The sequence below is a fragment of the Vibrio sp. 10N.261.51.A3 genome, from assembly GCF_041471965.1.
GTDB lineage: Bacteria > Pseudomonadota > Gammaproteobacteria > Enterobacterales > Vibrionaceae > Vibrio > Vibrio crassostreae_C.
This window is the reverse complement of record NZ_JBFRPK010000021.1, coordinates 54942-73629: the sequence shown is the minus strand read 5'-3', so window position 1 is coordinate 73629 and position 18688 is coordinate 54942. Positions and strand designations below refer to the sequence as shown.

Annotated in this window: 18 protein-coding genes and 1 riboswitch; of the genes, 8 read left to right on the top strand and 10 right to left on the bottom strand. The window is 43.2% G+C overall.

The genetic code is table 11. The features are described from left to right. Positions 1–103: 103 nt before the first annotated feature. The 3 genes from infA to aat form a co-directional block, all read right to left on the bottom strand. Entirely contained in the window at positions 104–322 is a 219-nt protein-coding gene (gene infA, locus AB4371_RS05560) for a translation initiation factor IF-1 (protein WP_001040192.1), read from the bottom strand. Positions 323–403: 81 nt separating this feature from the next. Then, the gene (locus tag AB4371_RS05555) at positions 404–1102 is read right to left on the bottom strand and encodes an arginyltransferase (RefSeq protein WP_017062107.1); all 699 of its coding nucleotides are present in this window, start codon (positions 1100–1102) and stop codon (positions 404–406) included. After that, positions 1102–1812 carry a leucyl/phenylalanyl-tRNA--protein transferase gene (aat, locus tag AB4371_RS05550; protein WP_017063504.1) on the bottom strand — a complete coding sequence of 237 codons (711 nt, stop codon included), beginning with the start codon at positions 1810–1812 and terminating at the stop codon, positions 1102–1104. The genes AB4371_RS05555 and aat overlap by 1 nt, the downstream gene beginning before the upstream one ends. Before the next feature lie 53 nt (positions 1813–1865). On the opposite strand from aat, the gene AB4371_RS05545 reads away from it, so the two are divergent. Further along, positions 1866–2321: a glycine zipper 2TM domain-containing protein gene (locus AB4371_RS05545; RefSeq protein ID WP_372149220.1), complete on the top strand. Its 456-nt coding sequence runs from the start codon at positions 1866–1868 to the stop codon at positions 2319–2321. A 162-nt stretch (positions 2322–2483) separates the two neighbouring features. Next, positions 2484–3764 (top strand): 3-phosphoshikimate 1-carboxyvinyltransferase, encoded by a 1281-nt coding sequence (gene aroA / locus AB4371_RS05540; protein ID WP_017062105.1) that lies wholly within the window; start codon positions 2484–2486, stop codon positions 3762–3764. A 61-nt stretch (positions 3765–3825) separates the two neighbouring features. Here aroA and AB4371_RS05535 read toward each other — a convergent pair whose 3' ends face one another. After that, a complete protein-coding gene (locus AB4371_RS05535) occupies positions 3826–4071 on the bottom strand; it encodes a YciN family protein (RefSeq protein WP_017062104.1) in 246 nt (81 codons plus the stop codon). A 439-nt stretch (positions 4072–4510) separates the two neighbouring features. Here AB4371_RS05535 and topA point away from each other — a divergent pair, with 439 nt between their 5' ends. From topA to AB4371_RS05515, 4 genes are all read left to right on the top strand, one after another. Further along, positions 4511–7141 (top strand): type I DNA topoisomerase, encoded by a 2631-nt coding sequence (gene topA, locus AB4371_RS05530; RefSeq protein WP_017067846.1) that lies wholly within the window; start codon positions 4511–4513, stop codon positions 7139–7141. Positions 7142–7664: 523 nt separating this feature from the next. Continuing rightward, entirely contained in the window at positions 7665–8894 is a 1230-nt protein-coding gene (gene glgC, locus AB4371_RS05525; protein WP_080582251.1) for a glucose-1-phosphate adenylyltransferase, read from the top strand. After that, positions 8884–10338, top strand: a complete 1455-nt coding sequence (glgA, locus tag AB4371_RS05520; RefSeq protein ID WP_104216128.1) for a glycogen synthase GlgA — start codon at positions 8884–8886, stop codon at positions 10336–10338. The genes glgC and glgA overlap by 11 nt, the downstream gene beginning before the upstream one ends. Before the next feature lie 285 nt (positions 10339–10623). Beyond that, entirely contained in the window at positions 10624–11421 is a 798-nt protein-coding gene (locus tag AB4371_RS05515) for an alpha/beta fold hydrolase (RefSeq protein WP_017062100.1), read from the top strand. 131 nt (positions 11422–11552) lie between these two features. Here AB4371_RS05515 and AB4371_RS05510 read toward each other — a convergent pair whose 3' ends face one another. The 5 genes from AB4371_RS05510 to torD all read right to left on the bottom strand — a co-directional run bounded on the left by AB4371_RS05510 (position 11553) and on the right by torD (position 15692). Further along, positions 11553–11870, bottom strand: coding sequence for a DUF2007 domain-containing protein (locus AB4371_RS05510; RefSeq protein WP_017062099.1), 318 nt, complete (start codon positions 11868–11870; stop codon positions 11553–11555). Between the two features lie 64 nt (positions 11871–11934). Further along, a complete protein-coding gene (locus tag AB4371_RS05505) occupies positions 11935–12615 on the bottom strand; it encodes a TVP38/TMEM64 family protein (protein ID WP_017072239.1) in 681 nt (226 codons plus the stop codon). A gap of 134 nt (positions 12616–12749) precedes the next feature. After that, a complete protein-coding gene (locus AB4371_RS05500) occupies positions 12750–13340 on the bottom strand; it encodes a TfoX/Sxy family DNA transformation protein (protein WP_372149217.1) in 591 nt (196 codons plus the stop codon). Positions 13341–13467: 127 nt separating this feature from the next. Continuing rightward, a riboswitch (cyclic di-GMP riboswitch) is annotated at positions 13468–13553 on the bottom strand. A 170-nt stretch (positions 13554–13723) separates the two neighbouring features. Then, positions 13724–14728: an HTH-type transcriptional repressor PurR gene (purR, locus tag AB4371_RS05495; RefSeq protein ID WP_065204902.1), complete on the bottom strand. Its 1005-nt coding sequence runs from the start codon at positions 14726–14728 to the stop codon at positions 13724–13726. Positions 14729–15044: 316 nt separating this feature from the next. Continuing rightward, positions 15045–15692: a molecular chaperone TorD gene (gene torD / locus AB4371_RS05490; protein ID WP_017062095.1), complete on the bottom strand. Its 648-nt coding sequence runs from the start codon at positions 15690–15692 to the stop codon at positions 15045–15047. A 285-nt stretch (positions 15693–15977) separates the two neighbouring features. On the opposite strand from torD, the gene torR reads away from it, so the two are divergent. Beyond that, positions 15978–16691, top strand: a complete 714-nt coding sequence (gene torR / locus AB4371_RS05485; RefSeq protein WP_017067841.1) for a two-component system response regulator TorR — start codon at positions 15978–15980, stop codon at positions 16689–16691. A 166-nt stretch (positions 16692–16857) separates the two neighbouring features. Here the strand turns inward: torR and elyC are convergent, their stop codons facing one another. After that, a complete protein-coding gene (gene elyC, locus AB4371_RS05480) occupies positions 16858–17709 on the bottom strand; it encodes an envelope biogenesis factor ElyC (RefSeq protein ID WP_102332487.1) in 852 nt (283 codons plus the stop codon). 115 nt (positions 17710–17824) lie between these two features. On the opposite strand from elyC, the gene cmoM reads away from it, so the two are divergent. Next, entirely contained in the window at positions 17825–18610 is a 786-nt protein-coding gene (gene cmoM, locus AB4371_RS05475) for a tRNA uridine 5-oxyacetic acid(34) methyltransferase CmoM (protein WP_017063509.1), read from the top strand. Positions 18611–18688 lie beyond the last annotated feature (78 nt).

The window sequence follows — 18688 nt, the reverse complement described above, 5'->3', positions numbered from 1 at the left end:
CGAGATGCGAGATGCGAGATTGATGTGCTTGTGTAGTAAAAAGCTCAGGCAATAAAAAACGGAGCCTTAAGCTCCGCTTCTTATTGTATTCGCTAATTAAAAATTAACGAGCACGGAAGACGATGCGGCCTTTAGAAAGGTCGTATGGAGTCATCTCAACAGTTACTTTATCACCAGTAAGAATACGGATGTAGTTCTTACGCATTTTACCAGAGATGTGTGCTGTCACTACGTGACCGTTTTCAAGCTCAACACGGAACATTGTGTTTGGTAGAGTATCAAGGACAGTGCCTTGCATCTCGATTACGTCTTCTTTAGCCATCTAATCCTCTTTCGAAATTTGGCGGTTTTCAACGGCTTGATTGTGCCGTTAAAATCAAAATATGTAAAGTTGTCGCGTATTCTACCCTTGCCACCGCTGATTTACTAGCCTTTGATGACGTTGAAATCGTACTTTATAGTTCATCGCAGGGCATTCATCGATTTGATAACCCAAATATAACCATTGTTTTTGTTCTTTCTGGGCATGTTGGATCTGAAATAGAACGCCAAGTGTTCCCATCGAAATGTCTATATCAGGAGCGAAGAAGGTATAAAACGCGCTCGTACAGTGAGCCATGATGTCGGTTACGGCGATACCAACCAACTTGTTCTCATCATAGATGTGCATGAACTTTGTAGTAAGCCACTCATTTTTAGAGAATTGTAGAAACTCTTCTTTCTTGGGTGGGTACATGGTTCCCGAACGGTGACGAGCGGTGATATAGCGACTGTATAAGTCAAACCAGTTGTCATCCATCTCATCTTTCAGTTCCCAACGTAGTGATTTTCCTTTGTTAAGGATCCGTCGTTGGCTTTTGGAAAGCTTAACCTCAGGAATTGAAAGCCGAATCGCTTGGCATGCTGAGCAATTATCGCAATGTGGCTTATAAATGGTTGAACCACTGCGGCGAAATCCATTCGCAAGCAGAACTTCATAGTTATCTGAGGTGTGCATGTGTTCGTCAAGCGTGACCGCCACTCTCTCTTCGAAGTGAGGTAAGTAGCTGCAAGCGTGATTGTCTGTTAATCCAATTCTGATTTGTTGTAAATCTGGATTCATTAAGGCATTTCCTTTAGCCATTGGGTTTTAAAGCATGCATCGTCAACGGAGAACTCTTTGAGTAATTGCAGAGAGCCTAGGAATTCATCCCTATCAACCTCGATAGCGCCCAAGGATTCCAAGTGAGGGTTCATGACTTGGCAATCAATCAGTTGTCCGCCGAATCGGGTAAAGTGTTTACAAAAGTACCACAGCGCAATTTTAGAGGCATTGGTCTTTAGGCTGAACATCGATTCACCGCAAAAGACTTGGCCTCTTTGTAAGCCGTAAAGTCCACCGATCAGTTCATCATCTTGCCAAACCTCAACCGAGTGGCAGAAACCTAATGAAGCGAGTTTGCGGTAGGCTGACTGCATGTCGCTGTTTAGCCAGGTTTCTTCTTCGGGTCTTAGTGAAGAGCAATAACCAATTACTCTGTCCGTCGCTTGGTTGATGCTGACTCGGTAATTGTGCTTTCTTTGAAACTTTTTAAGACTTTTTGACGGTTCGAATGTCTTAGGATTAAATACCGCTCGCGGTGCAGGGCTCCACCAAAGTATAGGCTCACCTGGGCCATACCATGGAAATATACCTTGGCTATAAGCGTTTAAAATTCGCATTGGTGATAAATCACCACCGAAGGCGAGCAGACCGTTGGGGTCATCAAGCGCGTCGAAAGGCGAAGGAAACTCTATACTAGTAGTATCAAGTTCGGTTAGGTATATAGTCATAAGTACCGCATTACAGATTAATCACTGACCAAGAGGTCTTTAGGAGTTTTACCATGAAGAAGTTGCTTTGGATTTTACTTGTTTTGCCCATGTTGGCAAATGCAGCTTACAACAGAAACCAAGCTCGACCAGTAAACGAGGTGGTTTATGGTGAGATTGATACGGTCAGATACATCACTCAGCAAGAGATCGTTGAGTCGAAAGCGAATGGTTGGGAAACCTTGTTAGGTGCGGCGATTGGTGGCTTGATTGGTAACCAGTTTGGCGGCGGCACTGGTAAAGAAGTGGCGACAGCTGTAGGTGCAGTAGCAGGTGCGGGTATTGCTCGTAACCGAGGTAACACACAATATAAAGTAGAGTACAAACTGGTCGAGTTATTGGTCAAAACCAAAGGCGACAAGTTGGTCAACATTATCCAAGATGTCGATAACTCGATGCTGTTCAACCGAGGCGATGATGTACGAATTCTCTATTTTTCAGATGGTGTTCGAGTTGATCTCGTGTACTAGTATATAAATACGATTGATTGGCTAATTAATCACCGGTTTGGGCCGGATTAGCTCTGGAGTTCGTTGGAAAAGTTCGTTAGTCTGCAAGTACGAAGAATTATTCATCACCCGAAAATAAATACGCACCAGTGACTTCGGGTGGTACAAGGACTATAAGATTTAATGGAAAGCCTTACGTTACAACCAATTCAAAAAGTGAACGGGGAAGTTAACCTACCTGGTTCAAAAAGCGTTTCCAACCGTGCACTTCTTTTGGCTGCACTTTCTACGGGAACCACTCGCCTAACAAACTTGCTAGACAGTGATGATATTCGTCATATGTTGAATGCATTAACTCAGTTAGGTGTTGATTATCAGTTGTCTGCAGACAAAACCGTTTGTGAAGTGACAGGTGTTGGTGGTGCATTTTCAAGTGACAAAGCCCTAGAGCTTTTCTTAGGTAATGCGGGTACGGCGATGCGTCCGTTGGCGGCTGCACTATGTTTAGGTCGCGGTGAATACGTTCTTACTGGTGAGCCTCGCATGAAAGAGCGCCCAATTGGCCACTTAGTAACAGCACTACGAGAAGCCGGTGCCGACGTTGAATATTTAGAGAACGAAAACTACCCGCCATTGAAGATCACAGGTACCGGTTTGAAGAGCGGTACGGTTTCTATCGACGGTTCGATCTCTAGTCAATTTTTGACGGCATTTTTGATGGCTGCGCCTTTAGCTGAAGGTGAAGTGACCATTAAAATTGACGGTGAATTGGTTTCTAAACCTTACATCGATATTACGCTGCACATCATGAAGCAATTTGGTGTGGACGTGATCAATAATGATTACCAAGAGTTTGTGATTCCTACCGGGCAATCTTACTCGGCACCGGGTGATTTCTTGGTTGAAGGTGATGCATCATCTGCGTCATATTTCCTTGCAGCCGCTGCTATCAAAGGTGGTGAGATTAAGGTCACTGGTATTGGTAAAAACAGTATCCAAGGTGATATCCAATTCGCTGATGCGCTTGAGAAAATGGGTGCGGAAATCGAATGGGGTGACGACTACGTTATTTCTCGTTGTGGCGAGCTGAAAGGCATTGATATGGACTATAACCATATCCCAGATGCTGCGATGACTATCGCGACAACCGCATTGTTTGCGAAAGGCACAACGGCAATCCGTAATGTCTACAACTGGCGTGTGAAAGAGACAGACCGCTTGGCTGCAATGGCAACAGAGCTACGCAAAGTCGGCGCTGAAGTGGAAGAGGGTGAAGATTACATTATTGTTAACCCTGTGGCTGAACTGACTCATGCGGCGATTGATACTTACGATGATCACCGTATGGCGATGTGTTTCTCGCTGGTTGCCTTGAGCGATACGCCTGTGACGATTAATGATCCAGGTTGTACGTCAAAGACATTCCCTGATTACTTCGACAAGCTGAAAATGCTAAGTCTATAAAAATGCTTAGTATGTAAAGGTTTAGGAACAAAAAAGCTTGCCTAAGTGGCAAGCTTTTTAATTATTGCTGAATTGTAAATTCTTTCGAAAGGTGGTGCGCTAAGTATTTAAACATGTTAAATACCGCGGTTGTATTCTCGGTCGGCATTCCATTGCTGTCTAAGAAGTATTCACCTTTGAAGACGAGTACATCGTCTTTTTCTACTACGCTGTTTGCGCGCATGCCTTCAATGTAGTCATCATGTGATTGGATAATTTGGTTTGCGATAAGCAGTAAATCAAATTCTGCTATTACTTTCTTTGTCATGAGTTTATCTCTGATAACTGAATATAACGTTGAGTTTATGGTGTCGAACTAGAAATTCAATGATTTCACAACCGATTAAGAGAGTCTTTTCAAACATCCACAATTTATTTTGTGATTTACGGCAAAAATAATTGAATGGGGCTCGCGTTAGATTCGCGGACAAGCTTAGTATGAGCCCGTTTAGACGTAATGCCTGATGAATAGGCTCTTGCAAGTATTCTTAGTGAGTACTTTATAGCTTCTTTATATTGTGACCCTTTTATCTATGAGTCGTCGAATTGTCGAGCGATCAGATCCAATTTTGAAAAAAGCGGTTGATCTTCTAGTAATCTCGCACAATAGTAAAAAAAGAAGCAATGAATTTAGAATATCATGCGTAAAAGCCCACAAGCTAAATTGTTGGTGCTGAAGCATCGTGATTAAGGACGTTAGAGTCAATATGGGTAAATCGCTCGTTATAGTGGAGTCGCCAGCCAAGGCTAAAACTATCAATAAATATCTTGGCAAAGACTTTGTCGTTAAGTCGAGTGTAGGTCACGTACGTGATTTACCAACGGCGGGTCAAAGTACTGGTCAAAAGGCTGCTGCAGTTTCAACCAAGGGTATGAGCCCAGAAGATAAAGCTCGTATCAAGAAAGAAAAAGATCGCAAAGCTCTTATCAAAAAGATGGGTATCAACCCATATAAAGAGTGGGAAGCGAATTATCAAATTCTACCGGGTAAAGAAAAAGTTGTTGCTGAATTGCAAAAACTGGCTGAGAACGCAGACCATGTTTATCTCGCAACCGATTTGGACCGCGAAGGAGAAGCTATCGCATGGCACCTTCGTGAGATCATCGGTGGCGATGAAACGCGATACAAGCGAGTGGTTTTTAACGAAATCACCAAGAATGCTATTCAACAAGCTTTCGAAACTCCAGGTGAGCTAAATATTGATGGCGTAAACGCACAACAAGCACGACGTTTTATGGACCGTGTTGTTGGCTTTATGGTGTCACCTCTGCTTTGGAAAAAAGTAGCACGAGGCCTGTCCGCTGGCCGTGTTCAATCAGTAGCGGTAAAACTACTGGTAGAGCGTGAGCGCGAGATCAACGCCTTTATCCCTGAAGAGTTCTGGGATGTGCATGCTGATACTAAAACAGCAGAGAAAACCGACTTTAGACTGCAAGTTGCACAGAAAGACGGTGTTGCGTTTAAACCTGAAAATGAAGCGCAAACACAAGCTGCTGTTAGCGTTTTAGAAAAAGCGCAATACGAAGTATGTAAACGTGAAGACCGCCCAACAAAGAGTAAGCCGTCTGCACCTTACATCACGTCGACGCTGCAACAAGCGGCGAGTACGCGTCTTGGTTATGGCGTAAAGAAAACCATGATGCTGGCTCAACGCCTGTATGAAGCGGGTTACATCACTTATATGCGTACTGATTCAACCAACTTGAGTTCAGAAGCTGTAGAAGCCGCTCGTGAATACATTGGTTCTGAGTACGGCGCGCAATACCTTCCACCTAAAGCTCTTGCATACGGCAGCAAAGAGGGCGCTCAAGAGGCCCACGAAGCGATTCGTCCTTCAAGTGTAGATGTTAAGTCGGAAGATCTAAACGGCGTAGACGCAGACGCACACAAGCTTTACTCGCTAATTTGGAATCAATTCGTAGCGTGTCAAATGACGCCAGCTCAATACGATTCAACGACAGTAAGCGTTAAAGCAGATGAGTACACGTTGAAAGCGAAAGGTCGTATCCTTAAATTTGATGGTTGGACTCGTGTTCAGCGTCCAATGGGCAAGAACGAAGATACGATCCTTCCAGCAGTACAGATCGGCGATAAGCTTGATCTGATTGCGCTAGACCCTAAACAGCACTTCACTAAGCCACCGGCTCGTTTCACTGAAGCGGCGCTAGTTAAAGAGCTTGAGAAGCGTGGTATTGGTCGTCCTTCAACATACGCATCAATCATCTCAACGATTCAAGATCGCGGTTATGTAAAAGTTGAACAGCGTCGTTTCTATGCTGAGAAGATGGGTGAAATTGTTACTGACCGTCTAGATGGCAGCTTCAATGACCTAATGAACTACGACTTCACTGCTCGTATGGAGCAGAAGTTGGACCAAATCGCAGAAGGCGAAGCAAGCTGGAAAGGCGTGCTAGATAACTTCTTCGAAGACTTTACTGGCGATTTGGAAAAAGCAGACTTAGACGAAGACGCTGGTGGCATGAAGCCAAATCATATCGTGGAAACCGATATTGAGTGTCCGACTTGTAGCCGTAAAATGGGTATTCGTACTGCTTCGACAGGCGTATTCCTTGGTTGTTCTGGCTATGCACTTCCACCAAAAGAGCGTTGTAAGACAACAATCAACCTTGGTGATGAAGAAGGCATTATCAACGTGCTTGAAGAAGACGTTGAAACAGCAGCACTTCGAGCTAAAAAGCGTTGTCCTATTTGTGAAACGGCAATGGATGCCTATCTAATCGATGATAAGCGTAAGATGCACGTATGTGGTAACAACCCGAACTGTGAAGGTTATGTGGTTGAGCACGGCGAATTTAAAGTGAAAGGCTACGATGGTCCACTTGTTGAGTGTGACAAGTGTGGTTCTGACATGGTTCTGAAGAACGGTCGTTTTGGTAAATACATGGACTGTACGAGTGAAGATTGTAAGAACACTCGTAAGATTCTGAAAAATGGCGAAGTTGCGCCACCAAAAGAAGACCCGGTGCATTTCCCTGAACTTCCGTGTGAAAATTCAGACGCGTACTTTGTTCTTCGTGATGGTGCTTCTGGTCTATTTATGGCTGCGAGCAACTTCCCTAAATCACGTGAAACACGTGCACCATTAGTGGAAGAGCTGGTTCGTTTTAAAGACCGTATCTCACCTAAGTTCCAATACCTAGCATCAGCGCCAGTTGCTGACCCTGATGGTAAGCCGACAGTGGTTCGTTTTAGTCGTAAGACCAAAGAAAACTACGTGCGTACTGAAGTAGATGGAAAACCGTCCGGTTGGACTGCGTTGTACATCGACGGTAAGTGGGAAGTTACGGATAAGCGTAAAAAGCCTAAAGAGAAATAACTGAACGTTATTGATGAAAAAGCAGCCTAATGGCTGCTTTTTTTGATCTCAATATGACTAAATATGCAACTTGTTGACCTGGTGTTTCGTCTGCGAGAATTTATTAAATTCACATCGCAAAATAAATAATGCCAATTAATCAGATTTTCTTATGCAACTTTAACGAGAATGTAACTTAATTAAAATATTGTAACTCACAGATCAGCGTTTAGTTGTATACCTGATGTGTGTCGGGTGTTAATGTAATGTTTCGTCTGGACGGTGTAGTGTGAGCTGCTTTAAGTCTTAGGAAAGCAATCAGCTTACGTACCACAGAATGGCGTATTAAAAATTGAATTCGGCCGAAAAGTCGATAACGTATATAAAACCAAGTGCAAAGAATAGTGCACACATAACAACGTTTGGCTTAGGATATTGTCACTGTATGTGAATGGATATTCGCTAAATACCGAAATAAGTGTTGGTGCTCATCCCCCAGAGGAAGATACCTCTACGAGTACTAACATCGACAAGCTATAGATATATGGAGAATAAAATGGCTGGTGTATTGGGAATGATTCTTGCTGGTGGTGAAGGCTCTCGCTTAAGACCTTTAACTGAATCTCGCAGCAAACCCTCGGTTCCTTTCGGTGGTAGTTACCGCTTAATTGATTTCGCTTTGAACAACTTCGTTAATGCTGATCTAATGAAGATCTACGTATTAACACAATTTAAGTCACAGTCACTGTTCCACCATATGAAAAAAGGCTGGAATATCAGTGGTATAACAGACCGTTTTATCGACCCAATTCCTGCGCAAATGCGTAAAGGAAAGCGTTGGTATGAAGGCACAGCAGATGCTATCTACCAAAACATGGGCTTTATGGAGTTGGAAGAACCTGATCAAGTATGTATTTTTGGTTCAGACCATATTTATAAGATGGACATCAAACAGATGCTTGATTTCCATAAAGAGAAGAAAGCGGCTCTAACAGTATCAGCATTGCGCATGCCGCTTGCTGAAGCATCAGAATTCGGTGTTATTGAGGTTGATGCTGACGGCCGTATGATTGGCTTTGAAGAGAAACCTGCAAATCCGAAGTCGATCCCGGGCGATCCAGAATCAGCGCTCGTTTCAATGGGCAACTACGTGTTCGAAGCGAAAGAGCTTTTTGCTGAACTAACGGAAGATGCTGATAGAGAAGGTTCGACACACGATTTCGGCAAAGATATTATTCCAAACATGTTCCCACGTGGTGACGTGTTTGTTTATGATTTCAGCACCAACCGTATTACTGGTGAGAAAGAAGAAGTTTACTGGCGCGATGTAGGTACGATTGACGCGTACTGGCAAGCGCACATGGACCTTCTTAAGAAAGATGCGCCATTCTCGCTATACAACCGTAAATGGCCACTACACACTTATTACCCGCCACTACCACCAGCTACGTTTACTGATTCGGCAAATGGTCGAATTCAGATCATTGATAGCCTTGTGTGTAGCGGTAGTTATGTACGTGGTTCGCGTATTGAAAAGAGTGTACTGGGCTTCCGCAGCAATATCGCATCAGCGTGTGATATTAGCGAAAGCATCTTACTCGGTGATGTAAAAGTGGGTGAGGGTTGTATCTTGCGCCGCGTTATCATTGATAAAGACGCAGATATCGCACCGGGTACACAGATTGGTGTGAATCTGACAGAAGACAAAAAGCATTACCACGTATCTGACGATGGTGTTGTAGTGATTTCTAAAGGAGCACGAGTTGGTTACTAAGACTCTCTCGGTACTTTTTGTAGCGTCTGAAGTTGAAGGCTTGATTAAAAGTGGTGGCTTGGCTGATGTAGCCAAGGCACTGCCGAAAGCGTTGCAAACACTCGAACAGGACGTTCGAGTGACTATCCCCGCATATAGAAACATTCCAAACATTGATTCAGCAGAAGTTATTTTATCGACTGAACTCGATCATTGGCCTCATACGGCTTATCAAGTTAAAAAACTGAGCGTAGAAGGCGTTCCAGTTTTTGGTATTGAATGTGCCAAGTATTTCGACCGCCCGGAAATGTACGCAGAAAACAATCAAGCTTATGCTGATAACGGAGAGCGCTTCTCGTTCTTTAGTGCAGCCTGTCTTGATATGCTTCCTAAGCTTGGTTTTCAACCGGATATCATTCATGCAAATGACTGGCATACTGGTTTCGTTCCTTTCTTGCTTAAATCGCGTTATCAACAACACGATTTCTTTGAAAATACGCGCAGTGTTATCTCGATCCACAATGCGGTTTTCAAAGGTGTGTTCGCATACGATGAACTTCAATTCCTGCCAGAGATGCACAGTTACCATGCGCCTGAAGCTTCAGTGAGTGACACTCATGTCACTATGCTAAGAGCTGGAGTGATGTGTGCGGATAAAGTGAACGCAGTAAGTCCTACCTATGCAGAAGAGTTGAAAACGGAATTAGGTAGCCACGGTATGGCTGCAGAATTCCAACACAGATCTGCTGATCTGTTCGGCATTTTGAATGGGTGTGATTATGGGGCTTGGAATCCGGAAACAGACGCTTTCCTTCCTCGTAAATACAAAGCGACCAAGCACAGCATGGCTCGCGGAAAATCAGCTTGTAAGCAAAAACTGCAACAAGATGTAGGTTTACCCGTTGCCGATTGCGCGGTTTATGGCATGGTTTGTCGCTTGACGAATCAAAAAGGTGTTCATTACTTACTGCCTATCATCGAACAGTTTTTGAAAAATGATCTTCAGATCGTGATTGTCGGTACTGGCGATCCGGTTTTGGCGAGTCAATTGAAAGAGCTATCAGCGCTTCACTCAGATAAGTTCTCGTTCGTAGAAGCGTACAATAATGAACTTGCGCACTTGGTTGAAGCAGGCTCTGATTTCTTCTTGATGCCTTCGGAATTTGAACCGTGTGGCTTAAACCAAATCTACAGCATGGCTTACGGTACTTTGCCGATTGTTCGTTCTGTGGGAGGTTTAAAAGACAGCGTGAATGATTACGATGAAGATCCTGAAGTCGCGACTGGGTTTGCTTTTGAAGAGCCAACACCGCAAGCGTTATTGGCTGTGTTACATCGTTCATTACTGCTTTACGCACAAAACCCATCTGAAATTAAGCGTGTTCAGCTTTATGCGATGCAGCGAGATTTTAGTTGGGAAGATGCGGCTAAAGAATACCTAGCTATGTACCATTCAGCATTTTAACTTGTTGACTTAGTTTTAAAATTAGCTGGCGAGCAACAACCGCTCGTAATAAATGAAGGCGCTCTAATTGTAGAGTGCCTTTTTGTTTCCTGGTCAGAGCACATCACGTTTACGAAGACAAAGCTTGCAAACTCATTTTTGTCAGGTAGAAAAGGTGAGGTAGGTATTCACATGACTAATGATAGGTTTGACACTATTATCACTTAAAGTTCTTAATAGCGTGGTATCCTTAGTCATCGCCTCGTGATGAGGCATAGCTCCATTCCAATAATTGAAGCGATAGGTATGTCTGAGAGTTTACTATTTCATAAAACATTTACTCACCCTACGAGCGATGAGTGGGTTGTATTTGTGCATGGCGCAGGAGGCAGTTCCTCCATCTGGTTCAAGCAGATCAAAGCGTATAAACAGCATTTCAACTTACTTCTCATTGATCTGAGAGGGCACGGTAAATCAGACAATATACTTAAAGGGCTGATTTCGAATCGTTATACGTTCAAATCGGTGACGCTTGATATTCTTAAAGTGTTAGACCATCTTAAGATCCGTTCTGCACATTTCGTTGGCATGTCTTTGGGCACGATTATTGTGCGTAACGTTGCCGAACTGGCGGCTGGCCGTGTACGTTCAATGGTACTGGGTGGCGCTGTCACCAAGCTAAACACTCGCTCTCAAGTGTTAATCAAGTTGGGTAACCTCAGCAAGCACATCATTCCTTACATGTGGTTATACAGCCTTTTTGCTTATGTTGTGATGCCACAAAAAAGCCAAAAAGAGTCTCGTCACCTTTTTATCCGCGAAGCCAAAAAACTGTGCCAGAAAGAATTTAAACGCTGGTTTATCTTAACGGCTGATGTAAACCCCTTGATGAAATATTTTAAAGATAGAGAGCTACCAATACCGACTCTTTATTTGATGGGTGAACGTGACTACATGTTTATTAAGCCTGTAAAAGAAATGGTTGCAGCGCATGAATCGAGTGAGCTAGTAGAAATCCCGAATTGTGGACACGTGTGTAACGTGGAAAACCCTGAAGAGTTTAATCAGCGTTCGATTGCGTTTATTCAAAAACAAATTCAGTGATTTTCTAGGCGTGAAATCAAAGATGATGAGTTAATCGAATTGAAATAAAAACGGGAAGCTAACTTTAGCTTCCCGTTTTTAATTGGAGGAGGTATCTGACCGAATCGTTCTATCAGTTCACTGAAACCCTGCTATTCAGGTGAGGCAGCACCGCACTGCCAGCAAGAGCCGAATTGCGCTTCGTTGACTTCATGACACTCACCACAACGCCACTCTTCATAGATGATCGAATCTTGCTGCTTTTGGTAGTCATTGACGAGCATGCGAGCTTTACTGGCCAATTCTGGCTCATATAACCATACGTAAGGGTCAGTTTCTTCAGTGAATGGGATTTCCCCCTTTAATCCGAACAACCCCTCACCACGGACTTCACAGGCAATATTCTCGCTTTCTAACAATCCACAGATGATATGAGCTTCTGTCGGATTCGATGCACTGAAGATTTTCATTGAAATAGAACCTTATTCGGCTATCTGTGTTGTTTAGATATTATAAACTATTCTGCTATATACATTATTCAGCTACGGGTGCTGAGCGAAACTTACCCATCAACCATTTAGCCACTATTGGGAATATCCCCAATAATGCAAATGACAATAGTACTGAAGGGGAGACGATGCCCGAAAGTGAATCAATTTCTGCAAGCTGAGTACCAGCATTCAAGAAAACCGCCGTCCCCGGTAACATCCCGATTTGACTCGTAATGTAGTAACGACTCACTGACATCGGTGTTAGACCCATCAATAGGTTGATAAGGAAAAATGGGAATACAGGAATCAGACGCAGAGAAAACAGGTAAAATGCGCCGTCTTTTTCAACCCCCTTGTTAATCGTCGCCAATTTGTCACCAAACTTGGTTTGAATCCAGTCACGCAACAGGTAACGGCTACTTAAGAAAGCTAAGGTCGCACCGATCGCACTTGCGAAAGATACCAGTAGCAAGCTGTTCCAGAAGCCAAATAGCGCGGCCCCTAATAAGGTTACAACAGCGGCACCAGGAATGGAGAAAGCCGTAATCATGACATACGCGACAAAATAGATAGCGGCAGCCGCAATAAAGTTGCTGTCAATGTAGTCATTTAACACAGCTTGTTGGGCCTTAGCATTTTCAAGCGTTAAGTACTGGCCGAAATTGATGCCTAACAAGACGATGGTTACGACCAACACAATACCCAATATCATTTTCTTACTCATTGATACTTCCTCTAAATTTTCAATGCATACCGATAGTATAGATAGACAGGCAAAGCATAGATTAACTTTCACCAGATATAAAAAAAGCCGCAGTAAATGCGGCTTAGTTATGTATATAGATTGCACTGACAATGTTAATTGACGCGATTGATAAGCTCTTCGCGACGCTGCTGCGGGATAACCGACCAATGGGTGCCATTGATCGCCCCCTCTAGTGCCCAAAGCAGTTCAATACTGACGGAGGACGCATGAGATTCTTTGATGGCATTAAATGCGTTTACAGAGCCAGATTCATATAAACGTTCTACGGAATCAATTCCAGCTTTCTTCAACATGCGCTCGGTGGCGAGTCGAAGATTCGGGAGGTCTTTGAGTCGAGTTGGCTTAGCAGCGGACTGTTCAGCTTTCTCTTCTTTTGCAAAGCCCAGAGACGTAGTCGCAAGCTGCAAGATTTTCTCCTGGTCTTGCCATAAGCCTTCGGGTAGAGCGAAATATTTAGTTACGACAGGGAAACCACGTTTTTTGTAGACGTACGGTTGAAACCCTTGTTGTTCGAACTGTTTCGTTGTGCATTTGTCTGCTCGTATGTGCAGCTGGTCATTTACAACCAGAGCAAACATAGTGTCATCAGCAAAAAGACCGAAGCCACCAAACATCGAGCGTGATTTTATTTTTCCTAGGGATTCAAATAATTTCATTGAATCCTTTAGTATCGGTTTATCCATGTTATTTATCTCGGTGTATTTGAACTACGCCACCAAATAAGCAGGTCCGAGAGATTAGCAAAATGTTGCAATTAAATTGTCAATTAGCCGTAAATTACTAAATTATTAGTAGTTACTGCATTTTGCCATCGGTAACCCCGCTACCATACCAACGAGTGGTTTAGGCCGGAAGCTTTGCGTCTCACTCTTTCAAGTGATTTGCCCTGTGCGTGACTGATTGAATAGAATAAAGTTTTTGTTGAATGAGGCTCACACTTGTTATTTCAAAATGTGATATTGCTTCAATTAATGATCTTTCCAGTATGATACCAGGTTCATTCATGTTGTTGATAAAAAAAGCGCACCTAAAGGTGCGCTTAATTATATTAAACTGAATTTATCAATTAATTTAACGTTTTAACTGTGCTTCGCTCAACAATTTCAGGATGCATTTCGAACACACGCTTTTCATGGTCTTTATCTTTAATGCGTTCTAACAAAATTTCGAAAGCGTTCTTACCAACACGACGTTTGGGTTGGTGAACCGTTGTTAACGGCGGAGAGAAGTATTCAGCCAACTCGATGTTGTCATAGCCGATCACTGAAATATCTTCAGGGATACGAATTCCTTTCTCTTGCAGTCTGCTCATTAGGCCGAGTGCCATCGTGTCGTTAAAACAGAATACTGCCGTTGGGCGATCTACCATCTTAATGATTTTCTCTGCCGCAAGAACCGCCGTATCACACTCGAAGTTACCTTCAATGATCATGTTATCATCGGTAGCAATCTTAGCTTCGTTGAGTGCGCGTTTGTAACCCGCGATGCGTTCAACACATGCCGCTTTGTCTAAGTGGCCACTTAAACAAGCAATCTTGGAGTGACCGTGCTCAATGAGGTACTTGGTCGCTAGGTAACCACCTTCTTCAGAGTTGTCGATGATCTTATCTGCTTGAGAACTCTCAGGGCCCCAATCCATAATCACTTTAGGGATGTCAGCATGACGGTCTAACATGCCTCTTAGTTCTTCAGTTAGGTCAGAACACATAACTAAGATGCCATCTACACGTTTCTCTGCAAGCATTCGAATGTAATCACGTTGCTTCTCATAGATACCGCCCGTATTACACAGGATCAAAGTGTAGCCTTGACGGTAGCAGTAGCTTTCAACACCATCGATAACTTCAGAGAAGAATAGGTTAGTTGACTGAGTAACTAGCATGCCGATAGTGCGGGTTGTATTGCACTTCAAACTACGAGCAACGGCACTTGGTGCATAGTTCAGTTCATCTACGGCTTTGTTTACTTTTTCTTGCGTTGCTTCTGCAACAAAGCGAGTTTTATTGATTACGTGAGAAACGGTTGTTGTTGATACGCCGGCTAAGCGAGCGACATCTTTTATAGTGGCCATGGTTTTATCCTATTAGAAGCTACTTTCCCAAAGTACGGAATAAAGTAGCCGTTAAGCTACCTAACTAAGAGCTTAAATTTGTAGGGCTCTTTGGGTACTAAAAGTGCTAAAAAACAAAAAACCGCTATTGAGCGGCTTGTCTTAACACCGAAATGCTCAAAACTATAATAAGCATAGCATTTCGTGAATGTTTCATATTTTATCGTTTGCGGTCACAATTTTAGACTGACTAGAAATTACTCGCAATAAAATTCACCCGGAAATCCGGGTGAATTGTCACATTCTTCTGAATTTATTTAACGAGTCATCCAATAAGCTATTCACCAGCTAAATATTGAGTGTCTAATTGACAGAATGCGAGTAGCAACGATGAGACGGAGGCGTAGAAACCGAATTCATCAACGTCATGACATTTCACGTTGAACTTTGGTAACCAAGTCAGCAGTTGTTGTTCGATAAACTGCTGTTGAGCGGCAAATGAATTCTCTAGTTCTTCTTCAATATTCGTTTCGTTTGAACGAATGATCAAGTTACCAAGGAAATCGAGTTCGATAGCAATGTGGTCTGCTGGCTCTTTTAGATCTTGGTTCACAACTAAGTTGTGCTTAGCCATGATCTCTTCCATATCTTTTGCTGGCTTATCATTCAAAAGGCCAGTTTCGCCGATATACATTGAAGCGTAAGGAAGAGCGCCGTGCTTATCTGTCTTTAAGAAAAGATCGCAAAAGTCTGCAGACAGTTCTAGCTGAGCATCTTCACGAGTTTGTAGGCGGTTCAGCGCATCCACTAACTTATCAATCGCTGGCTTTAGTGTCTCATTTTCGCCTAAACCAGTTAGGAAAGAACGAATTTCAACAGAGTGGTAGTGATCGAGTTCTTCTTGAGTGAGCTCTTTGGCAAATAAGCTTGATAGCCACCAGTATATTTCTGCTCTTTGCTCGTTGAACGCTTTCGTATCTTTCATTTGTTAGATCCTGACTTAGTCTTGTGATGTTGCTTATATGCATCTTGAAGTCACTTGGGCATAAGCACACCAAGGCTGAATAACAAGGTTATTTGCGAAACGCAAAGTTACTCGTTAGTAGTAATGCCTATATTGAATTGCGATGGACGATAAATAGCAAGGTTTAAGATTGTCTTGTATCAAAAAAAATCCATGTTTCTGGCTTTTATCTTCTGTACCACTAGAATTGTTACTAGTTATGAATAGAATAGTCACTGAAACTATTAAATAAGAAAAGTGGTGTAGATGAGCTATCACGTATTAGTCGTAGAAGATGATGTGGTAACCCGCAGTAAACTGGTTGGATACTTCCAGAACGAGGGTTACACAGTGAGCGAAGCAGAAAGCGGCGCTCAAATGAGAAACGTGTTAGAAGAAAACAACGTTGACCTCATTATGCTGGACATCAACTTACCAGGCGAAGATGGATTGATGCTAACTCGCGAATTACGCAGTCAATCAGACATTGGAATTATTTTAGTTACTGGACGCACGGATAGCATCGACAAGATCGTAGGCCTTGAAATGGGCGCTGACGATTACGTTACTAAACCCTTCGAACTTCGCGAGTTATTAGTTCGAGTTAAAAACCTACTTTGGCGTATCTCTGCTGCTCGTAAAACAGCAGCGGGCGCTGTAGAAGAAACATCAGATGAGTCTGTGGTTCGTTTTGGTGAGTGGACATTTGATATCCCTCGTCGTGCGTTAAGCAAGAACGGCGAACCAGTGAAACTGACCAAAGCAGAATACGAACTGCTAGTGGCTTTGTCTTCTTACCCTAATCAAGTATTAAGCCGCGAACGTATTTTGAATATGATTAGCCACCGAGTGGACGCGCCTAATGACCGTACTATCGACGTGCTGATTCGTCGTATGCGTGCAAAAATGGAGTTCGATCCTAAGAACCCACAAATCTTTGTGACGGTTCACGGTGAAGGTTACATGTTCGCTGGTGATTGATTTCCTTCGGGAGTGATTAATTAACAACGACATTTAAACGTAAAAAGCCGAGACATCATTGATGTCTCGGCTTTTTTATTACTCAGCTTTTACTGTTAACGACCAGAGAATCTACAAATACTTGGCGACTCTGTATGCTTAAGATGAGTTTAAAGATTCAATGGGCTTATTGAGGCTGAGCCGCGGAAACTTCACCGTCATCTTCAATTAAGCTGGAAGCTTCTGGAATAACAGGCTCTTCAACAATGTCATTGCTTGTATCTAGCCAATCACGCAGGCTTTGCCAAACCAATCCCATGGTTTCGTGCCAGTAACGCTCAGTCTGCTCAAGGTATAGCGCTTTCGGCATGTACTTTTCCCACGGCTCAACTATACCTTCTTGTGCAAGGTAGTTAGTTGGTGCCGGCAGTGGTTTCATTCCAGCAGCATTGAATTCGTTCAGTGCGCGAGTCATATGGCTCGCTGAAGTCACCAACACCATTCTTTTATTCTTAACGAACGCAGCGGCTTGGCGGGCTTCTTCCCAAGTGTCTTTTGCGGTTTCAAGCAGAATGATGTCGGGCTTTGCTACGCCAAGTGCTAAAGCCACTTTAGCCATCATTCTTGCGTTACTTACTTCAGTGCCTGCGCCATAGCCAGACAAAATGAGTTTTGCACCAGGGTAGAGGCGTAGAATACGAATCCCTTCACTTAAACGCATCAGGCCGGTGCGGCTAAGTTCTGATGTCGGTGGAATTTGGTCGTCTACGACGTGACCACTTCCGAGAACCATTACGTAATCGACGGTTTCATCGACAGGTAAAAAAGCGGTGTGTTGCCTTTCCATTGGCATTAAAAGTTGACTAGAAACTGGTTGGAAAGCGATTAGGAAAATACCACATAGGGCTGAAAGGGTGATTAAGCAACCCGTCTTCCTTTTGGTAGTAAACATCACTAGGGCTAAACCCAGAAAAGCGAGAATTAACATTGCTGGCAGTGGCATCAATAGCGAAGACACTACTTTTTTCAGCTCAAACATATCCGAATAGTCCGAAAAAACATCACTTAGTAGTAAAAAGAGACATCGCCTCTTTATTCCTGAAATTCCTGTGACAGAATAGCAGGCACGATAGGACATAATAACTCAAGTAGCCGTGACTGAAGACCGTAATTTCGACGATATTGCCCACAAATTTGCAAAAAATATTTACGGCTCTGACAAAGGAGAGATCCGTCAGATCATCGTATGGGAAGATTTAGAACAAGCTTTGAGCAAGTTTGAGCAATCAGCTTCGCCGCTGCATGTACTTGATGCTGGAGGCGGCCTTGCGCAGATGTCGCAAAAAATTGCGTCGCTTGGGCATAACGTTTCTCTGTGTGATCTCTCTTCTGAAATGCTGAAGCTCGCCGAAGAAAGTATCAGCGAAGCGGGTTTGCTAGAGCAATATCGATTTATTCATTCACCGGTACAAAAAGTCGCAGAACATCTCGATGAGAAAGTCGATTTTGTGATGTTTCATGCCGTAATGGAATGGTTAGCCGATCCTAAAGAGGCGCTTGATTTATTGCTTGAACAAGTTAAGCCAGGTGGTGTTGCCTCGATAATGTTTTACAACCACCACGGATTAGTCCTGAAAAATGTGATTTGTGGCAACATTCCTCATGTATTGAATGGGATGCCACATCGAAAACGGTTTAAGCTGCAACCACAAAAAGGCTTGAAGCCGGAAGAGGTTTATCAATGGATAGAAGACGCTGGTCTAGAAATCTGTGGTAAATCAGGCATTCGCTCTTTCAGTGACTACATAGGTAATATGGAGTACATGGGCGATTACCAATTTGAAGATGTATTGGAACTGGAAAAACAGCTATGTCGCCAAGAGCCATATCTGTCACTAGGCCGTTATATTCACGTTTGGGCTCAAAAACCTGCGCAATAACAGCGGTGAATGTGGTAAAAGAAGCCACAACATGCGCTATGCAATCGTAAGAAGCCCGCGTCATAAAGAAATAGGCGT